The following is a 25,916-nucleotide window of genomic DNA, read 5'->3' on the forward strand; positions in this document are numbered from 1 at the left end:
CATGATTATATATCTAAATGATGATTGATAGTGGTCATACTATTTACAGAGTCAACATCATGACTACTTATACTATTATTGACCACCGCGATGAATAGTAATACTGCCCTTTTTCATACGCTTCTCTATCCAGCGTAATAGTAGATTTCGATAGATAGGACGTGTTAATGGAAAAACAAGGGTGAACCCGATAATATCCAAAATAAAACCAGGCAAAACAAGCATTACTCCACCTACAAAAACACATAGGCCATCTAACATTCGCCGTCCCGGTGGTTCGCCAGCATCCATTTGCTTTTTGGTATCTTCGATCACTTTACGTCCTTCAAATCTCATCATTAATATACCTACCAGTGAAGTGGTCAGCAAAAGAATAAGTGTATTCCAACCGCCTATCCATTCAATCATCTGTAAAAAAACATACCATTCTAGGAGCGGTACGATAATAATAAATGCAATAATCCATTTGCCGATTCCTTTACCCAAACGTACCTCTCCTTTCTCAATCCAAACCCACTACATCTGTAAAGATTCTACAAGTGCATAATACAACGCTGGCACTTGTTTATCAAGTCGCACAGGCTTGAAGTCTTTATTAACCCAGACATGTCTTGTAGAACCGCTGGTTAAAGGCTCGCCGGGTAACACTTCGTCTGCTTTGAAGATAGGGCGCTCTCCAGAAGATGAGGAATCTCCAACAGAAGTATCATGCTCATCTAACAGATGAATTTTGTACTCATAATCAATCCGTAGCTTAGAAAACTCTGTTATACGGGTATAGATTGCTACACGATCATCATATCTTGCTGGATGTCCATATGACAATGACGCATCGATTAATGGTAACAATAATCCTGCGGCTTCCATATCCCTATAACGGAATCCCAGATCCCGAATCATTTCTGTACGTCCCAATTCAAACCAGTTCAAATAATTTGTATGATACACCACACCCATAGGATCATTTTCTTGATAACGTACGCGAAAAGCAATACCATGCCAATCGCTAGGTAAATGTAATTGTTCTTTTGCCATCATGCTGTACCTCTACTTTCATTTCAAAATGTGAATATCTCTATAAAAATCATCAAAAAAAGCAATGGAATGATCCACTGCTTTCTCTGATGTCATGCTATCTTGCTATTAATTAATGTGAAATTATGATTTAGCAGGCATTTGAGCTACTTTGATCAAGTTCGTAGAACCGGATTGACCCAAAGGAATACCTGCAGTAATAACAACCAAATCGCCTTCTTTTAGAAGACCTGAATCATGTCCACCTTGCAAAGCAATTTCAAACAACTCATCTGTAGAATGAGCTTGTGTACCTTTAACAGGCAATACACCCCATGCTAGAGAAAGACGACGCATTGTTTGATCCAATGTAGTTACTGCGATAATTGGAGATTGAGGACGGTATTTAGAAACCGTACGTGCAGTATGACCGGATTCTGTAGAAGAAATGATCGCTGCTGCATTCAAGTCCATAGCAGAGTTTGTTACAGATTGGCTGATTGCTTCAGTTACTGTTGTTTGTTGAGCATGCGTTTGTTTTAAGAACAATTCGTGATAGTTCAAAGCAGACTCTGCTTTTTCAGCAATACGAGACATTGTCAATACAGATTCAACTGGGTATTTACCAGCAGCTGTTTCACCAGAAAGCATGATAGCATCTGTACCGTCAAAGATAGCGTTCGCTACGTCACTTGCTTCAGCGCGAGTAGGACGCGGGTTACGTTGCATCGAATCCAACATTTGTGTAGCTGTAATAACTGGTTTCCCTACGCGATTACATTTTTCGATCATGCGTTTTTGTACCAATGGTACTTCTTCCGCAGGAATTTCTACGCCCAAGTCACCACGAGCAACCATCAAACCGTCAGATACAGCAAGGATTTCATCCAAGTTGTCGACACCTTGTTGGTTTTCAATTTTAGAGATGATGTGGATATGGCTACCACCTTTGCTCTCTAACAATTGACGGATTTCAAGAACATCGCTTGCTTTACGTACAAATGAAGCTGCGATAAAGTCTACACCCTGCTCGATACCGAAGATAATATCGTTAGCATCTTTTTCTGTAATACCTGGAAGTGAAATGTTTACTCCTGGTACGTTAACGCCTCTACGACTTTTGATTTGTCCACCGTTAACGATACGGCATTTAATTTCAGTACCTTGAATTTCAACAACTGTCAAACCGATCAAACCATCATCGATCAAAATTGTTGAACCGACTTCAACGTCACTTGGAAGGTCTTTGTAAGTAACGTGCATACGGTGTTGGTCACCCAAAATGTCTTCTGTAGTCAAAGTTACATATTCATCTTGAACCAATTCAACTGGCTCTTCTTTAAATTTACCGGTACGGATTTCAGGACCTTTGGTATCCAGCAGGATGGCTACTGTTTTACCTAGTTCTTTGCTAGCTTGTTTAATGTTTTTAACGCGGTTACCATGCTCTTCAAAATCACCATGAGAAAAGTTTAGGCGAGCTACGTTCATACCTGCCATAATTAATTTCTTTGTGTTTTCTAAAGATTCACTTGCCGGTCCGATCGTACATACAATTTTAGTTTTACGCATAATTGATTTTCCTCCGTTTTTAAAGGTCTCTCTTTATTTTGTTTTCCCAACATGACTTGCCGAAACCATTCAACAAGCCCCAACAATTAAATCTACTACAGTTTGCCTGCTTTGTATAGAAGATTGTCAAAATTCCTCAGAAATTGTGGAAATGCTATCTTACGAATGACGTTTGGAACGCGAAGATTTAGTAGCTACTTTCTCTTCTTCATTCCCAAGAATAGGCTCCACATCGGATTGCAATTCTTCTTGAGGCTGATCTTCTATATTGACTTCCGATCTACTCGCTGGCAATGTTCCCATCGCTTGCTCTGTAAATTCGCCGATTTTGCGGAATTTCTGATAGCGATCTTCAATCAACGCTTCTGCACTCATTTGAGAAAGTTCACGCAAATGAACAAGCAGATGTTTTTTGATCGCTTCACCTGTTTCTTCGTAATCTTTGTGCGCTCCGCCGCGAGGTTCAGGAACGATATCTTCGATCACTTCCATCCGTAGCAAATCTTCCGCTGTAATCTTCATCGCTTCCGCTGCTTGATCGGCTTTGGATGCGTCTTTCCAGAGGATAGAAGCTGCACCGTTTGGCGAAATCGCTGAGTAAATCGCATTTTCTAACATAAGTACACGGTTACCTACACCAAGTGCCAAAGCACCGCCACTACCGCCTTCTCCGATCACTACACAGACTACAGGAACACGCAATTTTGCCATTTCCCATAGGTTACGAGCAATCGCTTCAGACTGTCCGCGTTCCTCTGCTGTATTACCCGGATAAGCACCCTTGGTATCAATAAATGTAATAATCGGACGTCCAAATTTCTCCGCTTGCTTCATCAGACGCATCGATTTACGGAATCCTTCAGGATGTGGGCTCCCAAAAAAGCGAGCGATATTGTCTTTGGTATCTTTTCCACGTTGATGACCAATAATCGTTACCGGATGACCATCCAATTTGGCAATACCACCAACAATCGCTAGATCATCGCCATACATACGATCACCATGCAACTCCATAAAATCACTAAAAACAATCGAAATTAAATCGAGTGATGTAGGACGCTGTTGATGTCTTGCCAGATGCATTTTCTGTGCCGGTGAAATCTGAGTGTATATTTCACTTTCCATCTGACGATAACGTTCTTCCAGACGTGTAATCTCATCGTTGAAATCTATTCCTTTTTCTTGTCCGAATTGCTTTAACTCGTCAATTTTTTTGCGCATTTCAACGAGAGGCATTTCAAAAGGCATTTCTCCTGCCACTTAAAATCCCCCTTTTCCACTGTGAAAATCTAATAATTGAGATAAAGTAGACTTCATCTCTTTGCGATGAATGACCATATCTAGCTGACCATGTTCCATATTAAATTCTGCTGTTTGGAAATTATCTGGTAATTTTTGACGAATCGTCTGTTCAATAACGATACGTCCAGCGAATCCGAACAATGCTCCAGGTTCAGCAATATTAACATCTCCAAGCATTGCAAAACTGGCAGATACGCCGCCCATCGTAGGATCAGTAATTACAGAGACATACAATCCTCCATTTTCTTGAAAACGAGCTAACGCTGCACTTGTTTTGGCCATTTGCATCAGACTTAAAATACTTTCCTGCATCCGTGCTCCACCAGAAGTCGAGAAAATAATCATCGGAATCTTACGTGCATCTGCATGTTCAATCGCACGAGTGATCTTTTCACCAACAACCGAACCCATACTGCCACTAAAAAAGTCAAAGCTCATTACAGCAAGTACTGCCGGTTGACCATCGATTAGACCTTCTCCTGTAATCACCGCATCACGCAGACCAGAGTTCATTTTCTGTTGCTCTAGCTTGCTTGCATATCCAGGAAATTTCAAAGGATCTTTGGACTCCATACGAGCATCCATTTCTGTAAACTGTCCATCATCCACAGTCATCATAATACGGTCAATCGCATTAAGACGCATATGGTAACCACAGTTAGGGCAGACTTTCAAGTTTTTCTCCAGCTCTTTACTATAATGAATCGTGCCGCATTTGCTACACTTGTTCATCAAGCCTTCTGGAATTTCACGCTTAGGACGTTCCTGCTGTTCTTCAGTAGACTCTGTGTCATTCCCCCAACGTTGGGATGGAATGGTTGCATATTTTTTTTTCTTTTGAAATAAATCTCTAAACACAACTACACCTCTCCAGCCGTATACGCATTCCGCTATTCATGGAATTCATATCATATATTATTCACTTATACCGAGCTAATTGGACTTAAAATGTTCACAAAATAATTGCAGTGCTTTAAGCCCACATAATGGGATAATGATAACATACCACACTTTTTTACCGCAACAAAGATAAGTGAAGATAAATTGGCACATTGACGGGTTGACAATCAATGTGCGCTAGCTTTTTAGACTTATTTGACTTTAACGGTTCCTTCGCCTAACATCTGCTCCATTTCCTGGAAAAGCTCTGGTGAAGGCTTAATACTATAGGTTTCACTGAGATCGAATAATTTTTGTGTTTCCTCGTAAAATAGTAATGTACCTACAGGCCCAGCATGACTTGCCAGCAGTTGTTTTAGTGCGGCTAATTTATCTGCTTGTTGAGATTCTTTAGTAATTTTGATAAATACACGTTGTTTCGATACCGGTTCAGGATTCCGGTCGGTATGAGGAGCATCGTTTACCACACTTGCTACACCACCACCGGATGAAGCAGGCGCTGTCTCCTGATGATCAGCGGCTACCTTTTGGGCAGACGTTGTACTTTTGGTATAAGGCTTAGAAGCCGAACTGGATGTTGATTTGTTAGCTTGCTTGGTCTGACTGGTAGCTTTATTTTTGGCGATATGCATCCGTTGACGAGCTCTAGTCGCTAACTCACGGGCAGATCCTTCGTTAAGAGTAGCTACTTCTTCCGCTAACAATTTGAATCCGTCCTCTTCTTTTTGCAATTTACCACGTACGCTGAGCAGTAATCCTTTATCTACAAGTGTACTACTTTTGCGCCATACTTCCGGGAAAAGAACTACTTCACACCGTTCAATCTGATCTTCTAGTTCCATAAAAGCCATCGATTTGCCTTGCTTGGTCGTAATCATTTTGAGCGATACGACCATACCAGCTACCGCTACTATGCTCTCATCTTCACCTTCATGTAAATTCATTAATCGAGATAATCCTGTATCTTCAATTACCTGTTCATAATCATCTAATGGATGACCGGATAGATATAGTCCTAACAATTCACGTTCAAATTCAAGCTGCTCGCCCGTTGTATAAGGCGCTACATCAGGATAAGAGACTTCCCAGTTATGAGTCTCTACAAATCCCAGATCGGCAAACATTTCGATCTGCAATTCTTCACGTTCTTTGCGCCATTTGGCTGCTTCTTTGATCGTATCATCGAGCATTGTAAGCAACTGTGCACGATGTCCGGGAAGACTATCAAAAGCTCCTGCTTGAATCAGCGACTCGATGACCCGTTTATTACAAGCTTTGGGATCGACACGACGGCAAAAGTCGATCAGGCTGTCGTAAGGACGATCTTGACGTTCTTTGATAATACTATTGATCGCTTGTGTACCGACATTTTTGACAGCACCGAGACCGAAGCGAATATTACCTGTAATAGAAGGCGTAGAAGATTTGGACGGTTCAGATGGTTCAGTCACTTTTGGCTGTTCGCTATCTGACTCCGATGCTTTGGCTAACAACTGCTGTTCTAACTCCTGTTGCATTGCTGCGGTTACCGGTGTAAATGTAACTCCACTCGTATTCACGTCAGGTGGTAATACATCAATCCCGATACGACGACATTCCAGTACATACTCGGCAACTTTGCGATGCGTTCCCATGACTGCTGTTAACATCGAAGCGATAAATTGCACAGGGTAATGTGCTTTGAGATAAGCGGTCTGGAACGCAAGCACACCATATGCCGCCGCATGTGCTCTTGGGAATCCATAATCTGCAAATCGTACGATCATATCGTATACTACATTGGCTTCTTCTTCGGTATAAGACTGTTCTATACTTCCTTTAACAAAATGTACCCGTTCTTCATCTAGAATCTCACGCTTTTTCTTAGAGACTGCGCGACGTAACAAATCGGCTTCAGCCAGTGTAAAACCAGCCATCTGAGAAGCAATCTGCATAATCTGTTCCTGATATACGATAATGCCATACGTATCGCTTAGAATAGGCTCCAAATCAGGATGCGGATATTCTGGAATCGTGCGACCATGCTTGGATTCGATATATTTAGGAATAAAGTCCATTGGACCCGGACGATACAAGGCAACGACCGAGACAATATCTTCAAAAGCAGTCGGTTTGAGATCGCGTAACACCCGTCTTACTCCCGGTGATTCCATCTGGAATACGCCCATTGCATCACCTTGACTGAGCATCTCATACGTCTGTGGATCATTATCTTCAATCTGCGCAAAATCAACCGGATGCCCTTCTTGTTCTTCGATCCATGTCATACAGCGTTCCATAATCGATAACGTACGCAGACCCAAAAAGTCCATTTTGAGCATACCTATTGATTCCAAGCTTTCCATCGGATATTGAGTCAACACAGCAATCTCGCTACCTTCTTGAATCGGAACAATATCGGTTAACACTCCACTTGAAATCACAACCCCTGCGGCATGAGTAGAAGCATGACGTGGCATACCTTCTACTTTGAGCGCGGTATCGATCATTTCACGAACAGGTGCAGACTTTTCATATCGATCACGTAATTCAGGTACTTGCTCTAACGCTTTGCTGATCGTCATGCCTACTTGCGCCGGAATTAACTTGGCAGCTTTGTCTGTATCGGCATAAGGAACATTCAGTGCTCGTCCTACATCTCGTACGGCTGCACGCGCAGCTAATGTACCAAATGTGATGATCTGAGCAACATGATCTCTTCCATATTTGGAAACAACATATTCGATGACTTCATCACGACGTAGATCACTAAAATCGATATCAATATCAGGCATAGTGATACGTTCTGGATTGAGAAAACGCTCAAATAACAGTTTATATTTGATCGGATCGACATTGGTAATTTCCAGTACATACGCAACCAGACTACCTGCTGAAGATCCCCGTCCCGGGCCTGTGACAATACCTTGAGAATGGGCATATTTCATAAAGTCCCATACAATCAGGAAATAATCTGCAAATCCCATACTGCCTATCACTTTCAATTCATAACTTAATCGTTCTTCTATCGTCTGACGTTCTTGAGGATCATTCCAGTACATCGTATCTTGATAACGTTGCTCCAAGCCTGTACGACATAATTGTTCCAGATAACGTTCCGGTGATAGCTCATCAGGAATCGGATAATACGAAGGCAATAACGACTCGCCAAAAGTCAGCTCCAATTCACAACGATCGGCGATCACTGTTGTATTGGTAATCGCTTCAGGAACATGACGGAATAAGGATTCCATCTGCTGACTGTCTTTTAGATACAACTGATTGGTTGGAATTCGGAAACGACCTTCATCATCCATCGTTTTACCTGTACCAATACAGATTAAGACATCCTGCGTTTTGGCATCTTCTTCCGTTAAGTAATGCACGTCATTCGTAGCTACCAGTGGAATATGAAGTTCTCTGGCAAGATCGATTAATAACGGCATGACTTTTTTCTGTTCTGGAATATGATGGTCTTGCAATTCTATATAGAAATCTTCACCGAAAATCGCTTGATAACGAAGAGCGGCTTCTCGGGCTTCTTCCGGTTGTTCATGTAATAAATGTTGCGGGATCTCTCCTCCAAGACAAGCACTCAGACAAATAATACCTTCGTGATACTGTTGTAACACTTCAGCATCTACACGAGGCTTGTAATGGAAACCCTCTAAATGTCCTATCGAACTCAGCTTCATCAGATTGCGATAACCGATTTCATTTTTGGCTAACAATAATAAATGGTGAATCGGTTGATCTTTGCGTGCTGCCTTTTCTTTGCGTGATCCAGCCGTATAATACACTTCGCAACCGATAATCGGTTTAATGCCATGTTGCTTACATGCTTTATAAAATGGAATAGCTCCATACATTACACCATGATCGGTGAGAGCTAGTGCTGTCATGCCTGATTCTGCGGCTTGGCTGACAAGATCCTTTATGCGCGCAGCCCCGTCCAGTAGACTGTATTCGCTATGCACATGCAGGTGAACAAATGGGGTCATACGCTTCCCTACTTTCGTCAAAATTATTCATTTTTGAAGCTTGTTTTGATATCTATTCATTACTTCTTATTTTATCATACTCGTCAATAAATCTTGCATTTCTTCTTTATCTCATAGGAATATTACACCTATTTCGACATATGGTGACAAAATTTCTAAACTTATCTGAAAAACTGCCGATAAACGTATCAATGTCAACTTTAATTGATTTCATTCATCGGGGGAAATAATAATGAAAAAACAACTGATTATGATTATGTCATTAATCGCACTTATTCCGTTACTGGTCTACGGGACATTCAGTTTGATCACAACAAGCAATAAAATAGAAAAAGATGCTTACAGTATGAACGAACAGAATGTTAATCTGGTGCTTCAAAAAACAACAGCTTTAATCAATTCTGAATTTGAGATGTTGCAACAATTATCGGAAAATCCAGAGATCAAAGAGTATACACCTACTCAATTAGCAAAAGTTAAAAATTTATTAGTATCTGTCGGTAAATTACACCCTGAAATTCAATCGATTATTTTTACCGCTACCGATGGTGAACAAATTGCTAAAAGTTCTGATGGCGATTTGAGCAATACCAGTGATCGTGATTATTTTAAGCAATTGATAGCTACCCAAAAACAAGTTGTTTCTGATATTTTGGTTAGCAAATCTACAGGTAAAAAGATCGTTACTGTTGTTTACCCTGTATTTGATACAAACAACACACTCAGTGGTATGGTTCAAGTCACATTGCCTTTAGATAGCATGAGCACCTATGCCAAAGAATTTTCTACAAACGGTCAGACAGCTTATATCGCAGACCGCACAGGAACGATTCTTGCTCACCCTGATCCGAATTCATTAGATAAAGATATCAAAGACACCCCTTCTTTCCAAAATGCTTCTCAAGGCACTCCAGGCACACTAACTTATGGTGAAAAATCAGACCGCGTATTAGTCTCTTATGCCAAAGATCCTTTAACCGGATGGAGCATATTTAGCGAAAAACCGTATAATTTGATTATGGCAGATTCAAATGTACTATTCCGCAACAGTATTATTATTCTGGTGATTTCTCTTATTCTTGCAATTATCGCTGGTTACATCTTCTCTACTCGCCTCACCAAGCCTATTATGCAACTGGTTAAAGTCACCGAAGCGGTAGCGAAGGGCGATCTAACGTCTACATGGGATATCAAGTCTAAACATGAAATTGGCGCTTTATCTACAGCACTAGCTACTATGACGAACAGCTTGCGTGAAATGGTATCGCATTTGAAAGATACGTCGCTTCATCTTGCTTCTTCTTCTGAACAATTAACAGCAAGTGCGGGTGAGACTTCTAACGCTTCTCAACATATCGCATTATCTATTCAAGAGATGGCAGAAGGTTCAGATCGTCAATCGGAATATGTAAATCATACATCGTCGACTGTCAATCAAATGGCTACAGGGATTCAAGGAATTGCTAGTAGTGCTCATGAAGTAGCTTCCAAAGCGGTTATGGCTTCTGAAAAAGTAAATGAAGGCGATACAGCGCTCAAAGCAGCAGATAGTGAAATCAGTAAATTGAAATTCATTTTCGGAGAACTGTCCGGTTCGGTTCATAGTCTAAATAATCATTCAGAGACGATTGGACAGATTGTGAATGTAATTGCCCAGATCGCTAAACAAACCAATCTATTGTCACTTAATGCAGGTATTGAAGCGGCTCGTGCCGGCGAACATGGTAAAGGATTTAGTGTAGTAGCTAAAGAAATTCGTAATTTAGCTGATGAAGCTTCTTCTTCTGCTAATCAGATCAGCGCTTTGATCGATAGTATTCAATCTGAGATTCATACTGTTGTAGATCGCACAGAAGCCGGTTCTCAAGAAGTCTTGCAAAGTATTTCGGCTGTACACACAGCGGAACAATCATTCGGTCTGATTCGCCAGTATGTACAAGAAGTGACTTTCAATATTCAAAGTGTATCTGATGCTTCATCTACTCTTTCTAAAGGTACGGAGCAAGTAATCCGTTCGGTTCATCAAATGTCTGAGATTACTAATACTTCAGTAGGTGAGATTGAATCGGTATCTGCTGCTACTGAACAGCAATTAGCAACAATGGAAGAAATCGCAGCTTCGTCTGCTGTATTGTCTGATGTTGCTCAAGAGTTAAAAGGCATGGTTGAGAAATTCCAAGTCTGATGATTGGTTGATGTAGTAGAAGTAGGATTGATGAATAAACTGGACATTGTATAAAAAAAGAAGCGCTACAGGTGAGTTGATCTGTAGTGCTTCTTTTTATTGAATAGGGATGGGGATTGTGGTGCCAGGCGTTTATGGTGCCAAGCGCTTGATGTAAGATATTTTGCTTTGCAAAAATCACTTTTTATTGAAGTTGGGCGCGCTTATATTGCCAAGCGCTTAATGTAAGATATTTTGCTTTGCAAAAATCACTTTTTATTGAAGTTGGGCGCGCTTATATTGCCAAGCGCTTAATGTAAGATATTTTGCTTTGCAAAAATCACTTTTTTATTTTATATGTCGCGCTTATGATGCCAAGCGCTAGTGGTCAATGGATTGTAGGGTTAGGATGCATTTGGCTACAGGGAGTTCGTCGTAGGACATTTGAATTTCTAGCTTGCATGTACGGCGACTGGATTCTAAGATGATCGGGCGAATGACTACTGCATCTTCAATCTGGATCGGACGTAGAAAATAAGTGCTCATATTGTCCAGTACATAATCGCATCCGCTTAATAATTTGGCTGTACGTGTAGCGGCTTGAATCATGACTGTAGTCAACACACCTTCTGAAATGGTACCCAAATCGGTCGCCATCTGCGGGGTGATAAATCCATGAAATACGATTCCACCGTCTTCATCTTTTTCTTCAGCAAATCCATTCCAAATCAAATGATCAAATGTCTCCCCTGTACCTGCATTGGGCTGTTGCTGTGCATCTCTCATCGCTTGCAATACTTCGTGACGGGTTACGGTGCTGATCAATTTCCGATTACGATCTACAATCGGTAAAAAGTCGACCCCTTCCCACATCATCGTCTGTGCTGCTGAAGCAAGCGAAGTCTGTAACGTAGCTGTAATCGGGCGGCGAATCAATACTTTTTCGATCGGTTGTTCGGGTGTTAATTCTTCGATCTCTTTTCGTCCTACAATACCGATCACCCGGTTCCATTCGTCTACCACAGCTAATCGAACATATCCTGTTTTCTCTGTCATTTCACGAAAATCTTGAGCTGTGCTAGACGCTTTAAGTACTTCTGGCTTTGGCTTGCCTGCAATAATATCTTCGACCAGCATAATTTTCTTTTTGATCATCCGATCAAAGATAGCGCGGTTGATCATGGAAGCCACTGTAAATGTATCGTGACGGGATAAAATAATAGGCAAATCACATTCATCTGCTAATGCTTTCACTTCTGCACTTGTGCCAAACCCTCCGGTAATCAAAACGGCTGCGCCATGTTCCAGTGCAAGCGAATGAGCATCTTCACGGTTACCGACAATCAATAAGCTTCCTGCTTCCACATAACGCATCATCGCTTCTACTTTCATCGCACCGATCGCATATTTAACAAGTGTTTTATTAAGACCGCCACTTCCGCCAAATACTTGACCTCCGACAATCTCAGCCACATCCGCAAAAGTAAGCTGTTCAGAGATACCACGCGGTTTCTTTTCTACACGAATCGTACCTATACGTTCACGCGTCACTACAATACCCATATTTTCAGCTTCTTTAACTGCTCGATAAGCCGTTCCTTCGCTCACTCCCATATGTTTGGCTAGTTTGCGAACTGAAATTTTGCTACCGACTTGTAGCTTTTCAATATGTTGTAATAACTGCTCATGCTTTGTAATCGTCTCATCCTGTTCTTCCAACTGTAACACCACCGTTCTTGATCTGTATCACTCTTATTTGATTATAGCACAAAAACAAGCGCCTCCAACCATAGATATCTGGCTAGAGGCGCTTGTGATGGCACTATTTTGATATATTTTTTTGAAAGTAAGCTATCTCTCTCAAATCATATATACTTTAAATTTGTAATAATTATCTACCTGTTATAATTTGATAAACGTCATGTATTAAAACAGATATTAACGAATTACGCGTTCTCGCCACCGTATAGATCGCTCAAACTTTCTGTAATAATTTTGTTGATATCTTCAATAATTACACTTAGACGTTGCTCTGCATCGAACAAGCGACGGATATTCAAGTTCAAGTTTAACACTTCAAATACTTTTTCCATTTGTTCCATTTCTTCTGGATTCGGCATATCTCCAGACATCATACGTTGTTGAACTTCCATTTGACGCGTACGGAAATCATCTAACATACGTTTGCTTTCTGGATCATTTTCAATCAGCTTCATAGCTGCTGTGATGTCTTCTACTTCTTTACTTTCGCGGATCGATTTCGATAGTTCGTTAGCTTTGTCATAAATATTCATTATTGTATCCCTGCTTTCTTTGATATCATTTTTATATTGTACCCAATCATTTGCGATTTGAACTTTTACTAGAGTAACTGATTTGTTAGCAGAAGTAAAATTAGACGAATCAAGCTTAGTGAATCCTAGTTATTATTGTGCTTGATCATACAATGTAATCAATTGATCAAAAGAAGTAATAATCACGTCTGAACCTTCCAACTCGGACGTATCTCCAAAGTCTGCATAATTACAGCCAATCACGACCTGACCATTCTTTTTCCCTGCTTCTACGTCTGAAGATCGATCTCCCACCATCCATGCTTCGGTTATATGATGATTGGTTAGCAGTAATTTGACCAGATCGACTTTGGAAGCGGTATTGTACTCTCCTGCACTATACACACCCTCCATTAAAGCAGACAATTGATGAACTTCAGCCGCTCCTTTGACGTACCCTTCCAGACCATTACTTGCTACAAATAGACGTACACCTTGATCATGCAGATATTGCAACGTTTCGTTGACCTGTGGATACATCGCAGAGATTCCTGCTGCCATTTCATCTAGTTGTAGTTGCAATAACAGTTCATTTGCTCTTGCGACCGTAGGAGCACCTGCACCTGGAATCACACGTGCCCAGATATCTTCAAGCAACATGCCAAGACAGCTCAAAATGATCTCTTCCGGTGGTGTTTCCCCGTCATACAGACCTTCTTGCTTTAACATTTCAAACGTTTTGTGATAGGCAGGAATCAGTACGGTCTCTGTCTGAAAAAGAGTACCATCCATATCAAACATCATCGCTTGAGGCTTGCGTAACTTCGGTTGTTCATTCATTTCTGCGTAACTCCTATCTATGTATGATGGGCAGCATCACACTGCCCTTAAATCATGACGTATTGTATAGGTTATTCTGCATTAATATACAACTTTTTAATCGGAATCGTTTTCATCTTCTTCATCATCTGTAATCTCAGGAACAGGATAGATACGCACACGCATAATACGTAAACGCTCGGCTTCTGCCACTTCAAAAGTTACCCCATCAATTTCTACTTTACCGCCTGTTTCGGGAACACCTTCAAGCTCTTTAAACATCCATCCACCGATTGAATCGACTTCATCATCATCGATCTCCACACCGCTTAGTTCATTTACATCTTCAATCAACATTCGTCCATCGACCGAGATTGTATCTCCATCTCGCTCCATATCAGGGCGTTCATCTTCAAATTCGTCATACAATTCACCGACGATTTCTTCCAGAATTTCTTCTGCTGTTAATATTCCGGCTGTTCCACCATATTCATCGACAACCAGTGTTAACTGAGAATGGTTTTTTTGCATCATTTGTAATACATGACTAATTTCCATAGACTCAGGTACATTCAAAATAGGTCGTGCCAACGCAACCAGATCATACGGTTGGTTCACAGGCGATAATAATACATCTGTAATATGCACAAAACCGATAATACGGTCTTTATCTTCTACGGCTACAGGGTAACGTGAATGTTTGGTTTCATTGATAATCGCCAAATTTTCTTCTTTGGAAAAGTTCGTATACAAACAAGTCATATCTGTACGTGGCAACATGACTTCGCGTGCAAGTAAATCAGAGAACTCGAAAATATTGTTCATCAGTTCCATTTCGCCTTCATCAATCACACCGCTTTTGGCACTTTGATTCATCAAAATTCGAATTTCTTCTTCCGAGTGAGCTGCTTCTGCTTCATTGGCAGGCTCTATACCTACAGCACGTAACACAGCGTTCGCAGCTGCATTTAACACCCAGATAAACGGGAAGAATACACGATAAAAGAATAATAATGGTGCTGACAGCCATAAAGATACTCCTTCTGTACGCTGAATAGCGAGCGACTTCGGAGCCAATTCACCGATAACAATATGTAGAAATGTAATTACAGCAAAACCGATAATGACAGAAATTGTGGTCACTAATGGAGATTCACCGAACCCTAATTTATACATAATTGGTTCGACAAGTAATTCCGAGATCGCAGGCTCACCAATCCAACCGAGTCCAAGAGATGCCAGCGTAATCCCGAATTGGGTAGCTGATAAGTAAGCATCCAGCTTCTTGTTGACCTTAAGCGCGTATCCTGCAAGCTTGTTGCCTTCACTCTCTAATTGTGTCAAGCGAGAATGACGTACTTTCACAAGTGAAAATTCAGCAGCCACAAAAAAGCCGTTTAAAAATACGAGCAGTAAAACCAAAGCCAAATTCAATACTAAAGTTCCTATCTCAAACTCCGAATGGCCCAACCAGAACGCCCCATTTCTTCCATAGTTAATCAGCATTCTGCGTTATGCTGTTGTCATCTTTTTATGTCTGTAATCTGATAACGCAAAATGCTTATTGATTTACAAAATAGCTTTACGTGATTTGAAATCTGTATTTTTGTAATACATGTCTGCTACGAGCAAATTCGGTCCACAGCAAGCCGCCGCATCACAATGGCAATTCACTGTCTGATTCAGTGGATGATTGTTGGTCCATTCGCTAAATACATCATCAAGCTGGCTATGAGACACATTGCCAAACGCTGGAATAGCCGCAAAATCTGTAACAAATACATCCCCTGTAAACATATTAACGTTGACCCGATTACGTCCATCTGGATCATTACGAACAGTTACATTACGCTCACGATGCAGACGGTTAATCAACTTGCGATCTTCAGCATCAGAGTTACAAGCGAAGAATGGTAATGTTCCAAATAACATCCACATGTCTTGATCTCGATGATCTAACAAATCATGAATCGCTGTACGGAACTCAGCTAGTGAGACTACAGGCAAATTCGCTGCAAAATCGGCTGCATACATCGGATGTACTTCATGACGTCTACAACCCATTTCTTTGATCAATCGATGAATCTCAGGTAATTTGTGATGGGTACGATAATTAATCATCGTTTCCGCCGAAATAAACATCCCTGCTTTGCTCAAAAGTTGAGAGTTTTCAATCATTTTATCGTACATTTTGACAGCGACTTCACGAGGAACAGGATGTCCGCTGTTCGCAAAACCCACTTCATGGAAATCATCTACAGATGTATAGTTAAATGAAATATGCATCACATCTAAGTACGGTAATAATTTCTCATAACGCCCGATATCTAATGTTAAATTAGAATTAATCTGTGAACGAATACCACGCTCACGCGCATATTTAAGCAAAGGAACGATGACTTCATCCACCGTTTTTTTGCGGAAAGTCGGTTCACCACCGGTAATACTGATTGTCTGAAGATGTTCCACTTCATCTAATCGCTTCAACATCAAAGGCAAAGGAATCATATCCGGTTCACGCATCACCAGTGAATCTCCAACTGCACAATGCTCACAGCGCATATTGCATAGATTGGTAACTGTCATCTCCACGCTGGTTAGCGTATTGCGTCCAAATTTGCGAAGTGATAGCAAAGGGTCCCACGGATCATAACTTGGGGATAACTCTTTAAGAGGCCATTCACTTCTTTGTATTACTGTCATTTGCTTTCACCTTATTTCATGTATTAACCTTAAATCATGTATTGCATAACGTTCTTTGACTCATTAAATATGCAAAATATGACGCAAGATCTCATTTATCATACCATAAACCATCGTTTTTCGGCAGACGCTAACGCTGCTCCCGGTGTCTGCAACTGCATTCGTAACAGATCGCGGATAAATTCAGGCAGAATATATTTCACTTCATGACTTTCACTAAGAGACATATAGCCGATGCCAAATGTAAACATATCCAGACAACCTACACTGTATTCTTGTTCATCTTTCAGCTCTTGATCCCCTAAGCGAATAGCTGTAATACGATCATAAGCAGGTCGGGATAGATCATACGAGATATCTATTCCATCTACACACAGACAACCAAGCACTTTCCCTCGGAATCCAAATCCCATAATCGTTTTGTGTGTAAATTCAGGCAAAAGCGATTGTTCTAACGCTAACTTGATATTTTTTCCTTGAAGCAACGTAATACATGGATTTACCGGAGATGGGCATAGACGATGAAGCAGACCTTCTGTGACTTCGCCTGCGGGCAGATCGGCTAACAGTTGACCTGCATTCACAATCGACAATTCTGCTCCTGTAAATTGACGTACAGCCTGTGCAAGCAAATTACCAAATGGAGACTCTTGTTCATAATGAATTTCAAGTGGCGCTTCTAACATTGCTACCGTACGATTCATTCGTTCTTCTGCACGTTGGCGATGAATCACAATCGCATTTTCTATTGATGCATCCCGTTCCATATGTTCTGTGATTGGAATGAGTCCTCCATCCAGTAGATGAGCACGTGCTCCCTGTGTATCTTTTTTCCAGACCATTTCTCCAATATATTGACCGAACTTGCCTGCGGCTCCAAGTACTGTAGAACCAATCCAGAGCGGACGATCTAACACATGGTGGCTATGTCCTCCCAGAATCACATCAATCTCAGGCAACTGTTCAGCAAGCTTCTGATCAGTAGGTAAGCCCAGATGGGATAAAACAACCAGTAAATCCACTTCATCACGTAACTTTGCTACCCATGGTGCTAGACTGGCTATTGGATCACTGACATTCCATCCTAGCAATTCGTAATAATCGCTATATTGCGCTGTAGCCCCGATTAGACCTATTTTCCATGTTCCTTTTTGAATAATCCGATGAGTTTCCATCCATACCGGTGGAACACCGCTCTCCATCTCTTCTACATTACTACAAATAATCGGACAGCTAATTCCTGCATATGCTTGATTAAGCAGTTCAGGCGTATAGGTCAGACCTTCATTGTTCCCGATCGTAATCGCATCATAACCGGTCATATTAATAATATCGATATTGGCTCCACCGGCAGACCCTTCTGTCTCAATCGACATACGATCCATGTGATCACCGATATCCAATACCAATAGCTGCTCCTCACCCAAACGTTGCTTGCGTTCTGCGATAATAGCTGCAATCGCACCCATATTTTCAAAATGACTATGAATATCATTGGTGTGTAATAGTGTTAATGTATCTTCCACTTCATTTATGTTCATAAATAGTATGTCCTCCTGCATCCGTTCCCTTTGATTGGGGTTATATAATATACATATGAACTTATGATATATTAAAGAGATCGAAAAAGCACATGGAGGCGTTAAATATCATGCAACAATATACTGTTCGACTATTTGCAGGTCTTGCTGAGCGCGTTGGCCAATCGCAAGTTATTATAGAAACTCCATCCTCTGAAGAACTTACAGTCGCGCGATTGAAAGAACTTTTGTCTAAACAATATCCAGAAGCAAAAATAATGATCGAAGCTGCCTTCGCTGCTGTTAACCAAGAGTACGCTTTAGCCGATAATAGGATTAAGCCTGTGGATGAAATTGCTTTGATTCCTCCTGTATCCGGTGGATCAGGAATAGACACTACTACTTCACAGACAACGGACGGTTTATATCTCATTACCAGTGAACGATTACAAGCTGAAGATGTGATCGCTAAAGTGATTGATCCTAATCATGGAGCAACGTTAACATTTATCGGAACCACTCGTGAAATGACAGGTGCGATGCAGACCGTTCATTTAGAATATGAAGCTTATATACCGATGGCACTTCATCAATTGCAAAAAATTGGAGACCATATTGCAACAACATGGACAGGAACACGTTGTGCGATCAGCCATCGTATAGGAACAGTAGGTATAGCGGAGACCAGTGTGATTATCGCTGTTTCTTCGGCTCATCGTAATGATGCTTACGAAGCTAGCCGATTTGCGATTGAACGTCTTAAAGAAACTGTACCTATTTGGAAAAAAGAGATCTGGGCAGATGGTTCAGAGTGGAAAGGTGTTCAAACAGGTCCTTGGAACCCCACCGAGCCAAAATCTTGAGCTAAATGAACTGATTTCAACATTGATCCTGCTTTTTTTTCCTGATATGATACATTTACAATTTGTTTAATAAACGGGGTGCCCACATTGAGAGTGCATGTTACCGATTTGAAGCCGGGAGATACGCTTCTTAGAGATACATTCAATACATTCGGCATTCATATTATGCAAAAGGGCCATACTCTTCAGCGGGAAGATATTGCTAAGCTGCTACAGCATGGTGTGGATGATGTCGACATTGAAGAAGTTTTCTCAGAACCTGCCGATATTAGCCAATCTTTATCTAGCCATCCTCTTCAAGATGCAAAAGTTCAATTTAATAGCGCTCTACAAGGGTTTGAAGATTTATTTCTAAACGCAGCCGCTCGCGGAGAGTTCGATGGTAGTCAGGTAGATGCCAAATTACAACCTTTACTTACAGAATTACAAGAACAAAAAGATGTCGTATCTGTACTACTTTTTCTAAACGATGATAACAACTATACGTATACTCATTCACTACAAGTAGGGATGCTCTCTTATTACCTTGCAACATGGATGGGATATACCGAACAAGAAGCGTATCAAGCAGGTAGAGCAGGTTATTTACATGATGTTGGCAAATCCAAAATACCCAGTCATATTTTGAATAAGCCGGGACGTTTGACTACAGAAGAATTTGAAGAAATGAAGCGTCATACGATTTATGGTCACGATATTATTATGCAGTCTACAGGTGACAAGATCAGTGCAATGGTAGCTTTACAACATCACGAGCGCACAGATGGCAAAGGATACCCTAACGGACTGAGTCTAGATGAGATACATCCGTTATCACGTATTACGGCTGTAGCGGATGTATACAGCGCTATGACGACAGCCAGAGTCTATCAAACCAAGCAAGAGCTATTGCGTGTTCTAAAAGAATTGCATAGAATGAGCTTTGGTCAACTGCATGCGGAGACGACTCAGACGTTTATCCGTAATATGCTACCTAACTTTATCGGCAAACAAGTATTGCTTAGTTCTGGAGAAGTCGGTCAGATTATTATGACCAACCCTTCTAACTTCTTCCGTCCACTTATCAAAACGGACAAAGGATTTACAGACCTGGCGATGCAATCGAATTTGGATATTGAAGAGATCTTTATGTAAGTGGTTACTAGGTAGTTAATAGATTTCAATGTACATGAAATAGACCAAACAGACATAGCTGGCGACGATCTTTCGTTGTCAGCTATTTTTGTGGTTTGTGGACATTACCTTATACTTAACAATATAAGAACTGCCACCCAGAATAGAAAGGAGTATTATCATATGGATTTTGTAACTGTTGATTTTGAGACTGCCAATTCTAGTCGATCCAGTGCATGTTCGATCGGGATTGTAGAAGTATCGCAAGGAAAAATCGTGTTTGAACAAGAATGGCTCATTAATCCTAATCAGCATTTTGACCCGATGAATATCAGTATTCATAAGATTACGCCAGCGATGGTCAAAGGTCAGCCGACTTTTCAAGAATTGTGGCCGACACTGTTACCTTTTTTTGAAAATAAATCAATCGTGGCGCACAATGCTTCATTCGATATGAGTGTATTACGATATTGTCTGGATCATGCGCTACTGGATTATCCTGCTTTTGATTATTACTGTACGTATCTATTTAGCAAAAAAATACTAGCACATCTGCCTTCTCATAAATTGAATGTGATCTCCAATCATTATGATATTATCTTTAACCACCATGATGCGTTAGAAGATGCACGCGCAACAGCCAATGTGTTGTTAAAGTTGTTAGAACAAGAACAGCATATCAGCCCTGCCGAACTTGCCAAAGCCCATGGCTATCAGATTGGTCAGATGTATGCTGGTGGGTATAGATCCTTCTCTGCTTCCTCTGCAAAAAGTAAAAAGAAATTCGGATTCCGTTCTAACTCAAGAAAATAAGGATAGTTCTTTTCTCAGATACGAACTATGTACTTTACGTGTATAGATAAAGACTGCACAACAGTCTATTATTTTGTCATTTCATAACTGGTATTGATTAAATGCTTCATATCTGTTGGTGAAATAGAACCGTCCAATATCACCGAGTTCCAATGGTCTTTGTTGAGATGATAAGCAGGCACGATAGACTCATATTCTGCTCGCCATTGTTCGATCATACCAGGTTCACATTTCACATTGATCCAGATATGATCTTCTCTCTCAAAAATCCATGCGAATGTTTTTTTGTTATGTCGGTGTCGGATTAACGTCCAATTGGCATCTTTGAATGGATGATCTTCATATACATTGTCGTATGCCATACAATAATCTATTGCTTCTTGTTTGCTTTTCATAAGTCATCATTCCTTTAAATTTATAAAAAAGCGGGGCAGAATTGGGGCAATCCCCCTTTTCTGTCCCGCTTTTAATGTGAAATTCCTTGCTATAAAAGGAATTAACCGATAGAACCTTCCATCTCAAACTTGATAAGACGGTTCATTTCTACTGCATATTCCATAGGTAATTCTCTTGTAAATGGCTCGATAAAGCCCATAACGATCATTTGGGTTGCTTCATCTTCGCTTAGACCACGACTCATCAAGTAGAAGAGTTGATCTTCAGATACTTTAGATACGGTCGCTTCATGCTCAAGAGTGATGTTATCGTTCTTGATTTCATTGTACGGAATTGTATCTGAAGTGGATTGGTTATCTAGAATCAGCGTATCACATTTGATATTGGATTTAGAACCTTCGGAGTTACGTCCGAATGATGCTAGACCACGATACGTTACTTTACCACCATGTTTACTGATCGATTTAGACACAATTGTAGATGTTGTATCTGGTGCAAGGTGAATCATTTTTGCGCCAGCATCTTGATGTTGTGCTTTACCTGCAACAGCGATAGACAATACCATACCTTTAGCGCCGCGTCCTTTAAGAACAACCGCAGGATATTTCATTGTCAATTTGGAACCGATGTTACCATCTACCCATTCCATTGTTGCATTTTCTTCAGCAACTGCACGTTTGGTTACCAAGTTGTAGATGTTTGGAGCCCAGTTCTGAATCGTTGTATAACGTACACGAGCATCTTTTTTACATACGATCTCAACGACAGCACTATGCAATGAGTTCGTACTGTAGATTGGCGCTGTACAGCCTTCTACATAGTGAACCATACTGCCTTCGTCTGCGATGATTAGCGTACGCTCAAATTGACCCATGTTCTCGGAGTTAATACGGAAGTATGCTTGTAAAGGCACTTCGCATTGTACACCCTTCGGTACATAGATAAAGCTTCCGCCTGACCATACTGCACTGTTCAATGCTGCAAATTTGTTATCTGTTGTAGGGATAACGGTAGCAAAGTATTCGCGCAAAATTTCTGGATGTTCTTTCAAAGCTGTATCTGTATCCATAAAGATAACGCCTTGATCTTCCAATTCTTTTTGCATGCTGTGATATACAACCTCAGATTCGTACTGAGCGGATACACCAGCTAAGAATTTTTGCTCTGCTTCAGGAATACCTAATTTGTCAAAAGTTTCTTTGATTTCTGTAGGTACTTCTTCCCAAGTCTTACCTTGTCCTTCAGATGCTTTAACATAGTACTGGATATCGTTGAAATCCAAGTCACTGATGTCGCCGCCCCAATCAGGCATAGGCATTTTTTCGAATTGTTCCAAAGCTTTCAAGCGGAATTCCAACATCCATTCCGGCTCATCTTTCATGCGAGAGATTTCCATTACGATCTCTTTGTTCAGTCCTTTACCGGATTGAAAAATAGACTTGTGATCATCACGGAAACCATATTTATATTCTTCCATTTCTGGTGCTGTTTTAGCCATTTGTGTAGCCTCCCCATCTAATTTGTGAAGATTTTAGTTGTCTTCTGTGGCAATTCCCTTGCGTAGGGCATTCCAGGCCAACGTAGCACACTTGATGCGAGCAGGGAATTTATTTACTCCAGATAGGGCTTCGATCTCTTCGTATTCTTCAAATTCCACATCTTCGCCCTTCATGAGAGCAGAGAAGCGGTCTGCAAGTTCAAGTGCTTCTTCATAAGTTCTGCCTTTTACAGCTTCTGTCATCATTGAAGCGGAAGCCATACTGATTGAACAACCGTCTCCAGAAAATTTGGCATCTTTCACTTTGTTATCTTCCACCAAAAGTTGTAGAGATATTCGGTCACCACAGGTTGGGTTGTTCAGTTCAACCGTCATCGCTCCGTCTTCAAAAGCACCGCGGTTACGTTGATTTTTGTAGTGATCCATAATCACACGGCGGTAGAGATCATCAAGTTTCATCGCCAAAATACTCCTTCGTCTGAACCAACGCATCGATCAAACGATCTACGTCTTGTTCATTATTATACAGGTAAAAGCTTGCGCGTGCCGTAGAACTTGCTCCAAGCCATCTCATTAATGGCTGACAGCAATGATGTCCAGCACGAATAGCTACCCCGAACGTATCAAGTACAGTTGCAAGATCGTGAGGATGAACACCATCCAGATTGAACGTTACAATACCGACTTTACGCTTAGCAGGTCCATAAATCGTCAAACCTTCGATCTGAGACATACGTTCCATCGCATAATTGGCAAGATGCGCTTCATGCTTTTCGATTTCATCCATTCCAATTTCAGTCAGGAAATCAATCGCTGCTCCCAGTCCAACCGCTCCAGAGATAATCGGCGTACCGCCTTCAAATCTCCACGGAGCGTCTTTCCAGTCGGATTCGTATAATCCCACATCATTAATCATCTCACCACCGAATTCGATCGGCTCCATTTGAGCAAGCAATTGACGCTTACCATATAGAGCTCCAAATCCAGTAGGTCCACACATTTTATGACTGGAAAATGCGTAAAAATCACAATCCAGATCTTGTACATCGACTTTCATATGCGGTGTACTTTGTGCACCATCTACGACCATAATCGCACCATGACGGTGAGCAATCTCAGCAATTTCTTTGACTGGATTGACGACACCAAGCACGTTAGATACATAGACGACCGAGACAATCTTTGTTTTGCTGTTAATTACTTTTTCCACGTCAGCCAGATCAATATTACCATCTGGTTGTAGTGGAATATATTGAAGTGTTGCTCCTGTTGCCTTGGCTAATTGTTGCCATGGAATCAGATTACTATGATGTTCCATCGGTGTAATCACGATTTCGTCCCCTGGTTGTAGACGAGGACGACCATAAGAAGAAGCCACTAGATTGAGTGCTGTTGTTGTACCACGCGTAAAGATAATTTCTTCACTGCGTCCTGCATTAATAAAGCGAGCAATCTTTTCACGAGCGCCTTCATAAGCGTCAGTCGCCCGTGTTCCCAGTGTATGAACGCCGCGGTGTACATTGGAGTTATCGTGCTCATAATAATGATTGAGCGCATCCAGTACAACCTGTGGCTTCTGAGAGGTTGCTGCATTATCTAGATAGACAAGCGGATGTCCGTTTACTTCCTGATGTAAAATCGGAAACTGCTCGCGGATAGCTGGGTTCACTGACCTAGCTTCCTTTCAACCAGTTCCTGCAAACGAGTCTGCAAACGTTCCAAAGGAATATCCGATACGACTGGAGCCAGGAAACCGTAGATAATCAGTCGCTCTGCTTCTGGACGAGTAATACCACGCGACATCAAGTAATGAACTTGTTCAGGGTTAACCTGACCTACAGATGCTGCGTGTCCTGCCATAACATCATCTTCGTCGATCAAAAGAATCGGGTTCGCGTCACCGCGAGCTTTTGGACTCAACATCAATACTTTTTCAGTCTGCTCACCATTCGAACGAGTTGCACCATGTTCGATTTTGGTAATACCATTAATGATAGCATTCGCAGATTCGCGCATAACAGCACGAGTGATCATTTGGCTTGTTGTATCTTTACCAAAATGAACCGCTTTGGTTGTATAGTTTAAACGTTGAGAACCAGAACCTACAGCAATGATTTTGGCATCAGAAGTTGAACCATTTCCTTTAAGCACTGTTGCTGTATCTGTAACTGTGTTGCCATCGTTCATTTCACCGATGATCCATTCAATAGAAGCATCGTTTTCAGTGATTGCGCGACGGTAACTCATATCTGTCGTACTGCCACCGAATTGGTGAACTGTTGCATAGCGAACTTTAGCGCCTGCTTTAGCAACAATTTCAACTACACCGTTATGGACACGAACATCGTCTCCTGCGGAAATATAGTTATCTACATACGTTACAGAACTGTTTGTATCAGCGACAACTAGAATACGAGGTGCAAAAGTAGCACCAGCATTTTCAGTTAAAAAGATCGCTTGTACAGGAATATTAACTTCTACGTTTTTAGGAACGTACAAGAATGCTCCACCATTCCACATTGCTGCATTAAGAGCTGTCAATTGATGCTCGTCAGGTGCAACGACTGTTGTTAGATAAGGCTTCACCAACTCTTCGTGTTCACGAGCAGCTGTTTCCAAATCTGTAAAAATAACACCTTGTGCTTTCAATTCATCAGATAGACTAGAGAAAATCGCACCTGAATCTTTTTGTACAATCAGGTTATCGGATTCATTGCCTTCAACCAGTGCACTGATCAATGTAGGCAACTCTTCTAATGTTGATACTTTAACAGGTGCCTGATAAGTTCCATAATCCGAAAGATCCCATTTGTCGATCTTGGTTTTTTCCGGTTTAGGAAGTTCAAGTTTGGAAGCAAGTTCAAGTGCTTTCAAACGGTTCTCAGTCAACCATGCTGGTTCGTTCTTTTGTTGAGATAATGATTTAAGAGCTTCCAGATTTAATGGAAGTATCGTTTGCAATGTCATGTTATTAGCTCCTCCTTCC

Annotated in this window: 21 protein-coding genes; 4 read left to right on the plus strand and 17 right to left on the minus strand. The window is 41.1% G+C overall.

Annotated elements, in window-relative coordinates; translation table 11 throughout:
• Positions 1 to 75: 75 nt before the first annotated feature.
• The 6 genes from PQ460_RS16480 to PQ460_RS16505 form a co-directional block, all read right to left on the minus strand.
• Positions 76 to 486 (minus strand): FxsA family protein, encoded by a 411-nt coding sequence (locus tag PQ460_RS16480; protein WP_373461944.1) that lies wholly within the window; start codon positions 484 to 486, stop codon positions 76 to 78.
• Positions 487 to 516: 30 nt separating this feature from the next.
• The gene (locus tag PQ460_RS16485) at positions 517 to 1,035 is read right to left on the minus strand and encodes an acyl-CoA thioesterase (protein WP_273615526.1); all 519 of its coding nucleotides are present in this window, start codon (positions 1,033 to 1,035) and stop codon (positions 517 to 519) included.
• A 123-nt stretch (positions 1,036 to 1,158) separates the two neighbouring features.
• On the minus strand, positions 1,159 to 2,586 hold the full coding sequence (gene pyk / locus PQ460_RS16490; RefSeq protein ID WP_204824835.1) for a pyruvate kinase: 1,428 nt from the start codon (positions 2,584 to 2,586) through the stop codon (positions 1,159 to 1,161).
• A gap of 159 nt (positions 2,587 to 2,745) precedes the next feature.
• Positions 2,746 to 3,846 (minus strand): acetyl-CoA carboxylase carboxyltransferase subunit alpha, encoded by a 1,101-nt coding sequence (locus PQ460_RS16495; protein ID WP_273615525.1) that lies wholly within the window; start codon positions 3,844 to 3,846, stop codon positions 2,746 to 2,748.
• Positions 3,847 to 4,746 carry an acetyl-CoA carboxylase, carboxyltransferase subunit beta gene (gene accD / locus PQ460_RS16500; protein ID WP_273615524.1) on the minus strand — a complete coding sequence of 300 codons (900 nt, stop codon included), beginning with the start codon at positions 4,744 to 4,746 and terminating at the stop codon, positions 3,847 to 3,849.
• A 233-nt stretch (positions 4,747 to 4,979) separates the two neighbouring features.
• Positions 4,980 to 8,768 carry a DNA polymerase III subunit alpha gene (locus PQ460_RS16505; protein WP_274170485.1) on the minus strand — a complete coding sequence of 1,263 codons (3,789 nt, stop codon included), beginning with the start codon at positions 8,766 to 8,768 and terminating at the stop codon, positions 4,980 to 4,982.
• Positions 8,769 to 9,000: 232 nt separating this feature from the next.
• Here PQ460_RS16505 and PQ460_RS16510 point away from each other — a divergent pair, with 232 nt between their 5' ends.
• Complete coding sequence (locus tag PQ460_RS16510; RefSeq protein WP_274170486.1) at positions 9,001 to 10,953, plus strand: methyl-accepting chemotaxis protein; 1,953 nt, start codon at positions 9,001 to 9,003, stop codon at positions 10,951 to 10,953.
• A 360-nt stretch (positions 10,954 to 11,313) separates the two neighbouring features.
• On the opposite strand, the gene PQ460_RS16515 is transcribed toward PQ460_RS16510, so the two are convergent.
• The 6 genes from PQ460_RS16515 to PQ460_RS16540 all read right to left on the minus strand — a co-directional run bounded on the left by PQ460_RS16515 (position 11,314) and on the right by PQ460_RS16540 (position 18,268).
• Positions 11,314 to 12,651, minus strand: a complete 1,338-nt coding sequence (locus PQ460_RS16515) for a DRTGG domain-containing protein (protein WP_273615521.1) — start codon at positions 12,649 to 12,651, stop codon at positions 11,314 to 11,316.
• Between the two features lie 227 nt (positions 12,652 to 12,878).
• A complete protein-coding gene (locus tag PQ460_RS16520) occupies positions 12,879 to 13,226 on the minus strand; it encodes a YlbF/YmcA family competence regulator (RefSeq protein WP_204824841.1) in 348 nt (115 codons plus the stop codon).
• Between the two features lie 132 nt (positions 13,227 to 13,358).
• Complete coding sequence (locus PQ460_RS16525) at positions 13,359 to 14,045, minus strand: HAD family hydrolase (protein ID WP_274170487.1); 687 nt, start codon at positions 14,043 to 14,045, stop codon at positions 13,359 to 13,361.
• 96 nt (positions 14,046 to 14,141) lie between these two features.
• A complete protein-coding gene (locus PQ460_RS16530) occupies positions 14,142 to 15,530 on the minus strand; it encodes a hemolysin family protein (RefSeq protein ID WP_274170488.1) in 1,389 nt (462 codons plus the stop codon).
• 63 nt (positions 15,531 to 15,593) lie between these two features.
• A complete protein-coding gene (gene yfkAB / locus PQ460_RS16535) occupies positions 15,594 to 16,727 on the minus strand; it encodes a radical SAM/CxCxxxxC motif protein YfkAB (RefSeq protein ID WP_273615518.1) in 1,134 nt (377 codons plus the stop codon).
• Between the two features lie 98 nt (positions 16,728 to 16,825).
• Positions 16,826 to 18,268 (minus strand): bifunctional metallophosphatase/5'-nucleotidase, encoded by a 1,443-nt coding sequence (locus PQ460_RS16540; RefSeq protein WP_274170489.1) that lies wholly within the window; start codon positions 18,266 to 18,268, stop codon positions 16,826 to 16,828.
• Between the two features lie 92 nt (positions 18,269 to 18,360).
• Here PQ460_RS16540 and PQ460_RS16545 point away from each other — a divergent pair, with 92 nt between their 5' ends.
• From PQ460_RS16545 to PQ460_RS16555, 3 genes are all read left to right on the plus strand, one after another.
• Entirely contained in the window at positions 18,361 to 19,110 is a 750-nt protein-coding gene (locus PQ460_RS16545) for a molybdenum cofactor biosynthesis protein (protein ID WP_274170490.1), read from the plus strand.
• A gap of 87 nt (positions 19,111 to 19,197) precedes the next feature.
• Positions 19,198 to 20,244, plus strand: a complete 1,047-nt coding sequence (locus PQ460_RS16550) for an HD-GYP domain-containing protein (protein ID WP_273615515.1) — start codon at positions 19,198 to 19,200, stop codon at positions 20,242 to 20,244.
• A gap of 162 nt (positions 20,245 to 20,406) precedes the next feature.
• Entirely contained in the window at positions 20,407 to 21,036 is a 630-nt protein-coding gene (locus PQ460_RS16555) for a 3'-5' exonuclease (RefSeq protein ID WP_274170491.1), read from the plus strand.
• A gap of 68 nt (positions 21,037 to 21,104) precedes the next feature.
• Here the strand turns inward: PQ460_RS16555 and PQ460_RS16560 are convergent, their stop codons facing one another.
• The 5 genes from PQ460_RS16560 to sufD form a co-directional block, all read right to left on the minus strand.
• Positions 21,105 to 21,431 carry an MmcQ/YjbR family DNA-binding protein gene (locus PQ460_RS16560; protein WP_274170492.1) on the minus strand — a complete coding sequence of 109 codons (327 nt, stop codon included), beginning with the start codon at positions 21,429 to 21,431 and terminating at the stop codon, positions 21,105 to 21,107.
• A 101-nt stretch (positions 21,432 to 21,532) separates the two neighbouring features.
• Positions 21,533 to 22,930, minus strand: coding sequence for a Fe-S cluster assembly protein SufB (gene sufB, locus PQ460_RS16565; RefSeq protein WP_204824849.1), 1,398 nt, complete (start codon positions 22,928 to 22,930; stop codon positions 21,533 to 21,535).
• A gap of 33 nt (positions 22,931 to 22,963) precedes the next feature.
• Positions 22,964 to 23,389, minus strand: a complete 426-nt coding sequence (sufU, locus tag PQ460_RS16570; protein ID WP_273615513.1) for a Fe-S cluster assembly sulfur transfer protein SufU — start codon at positions 23,387 to 23,389, stop codon at positions 22,964 to 22,966.
• Complete coding sequence (locus PQ460_RS16575; protein ID WP_274170493.1) at positions 23,379 to 24,599, minus strand: cysteine desulfurase; 1,221 nt, start codon at positions 24,597 to 24,599, stop codon at positions 23,379 to 23,381. Before PQ460_RS16575 ends, sufU begins: the two co-directional genes overlap by 11 nt.
• Positions 24,596 to 25,897 carry a Fe-S cluster assembly protein SufD gene (sufD, locus tag PQ460_RS16580; RefSeq protein WP_273615511.1) on the minus strand — a complete coding sequence of 434 codons (1,302 nt, stop codon included), beginning with the start codon at positions 25,895 to 25,897 and terminating at the stop codon, positions 24,596 to 24,598. The genes PQ460_RS16575 and sufD overlap by 4 nt, the downstream gene beginning before the upstream one ends.
• Positions 25,898 to 25,916 lie beyond the last annotated feature (19 nt).

Source organism: Paenibacillus sp. KACC 21273, from assembly GCF_028736095.1.
In the GTDB taxonomy this organism is placed as follows: Bacteria; Bacillota; Bacilli; order Paenibacillales; family Paenibacillaceae; genus Saccharibacillus; species Saccharibacillus kyungheensis.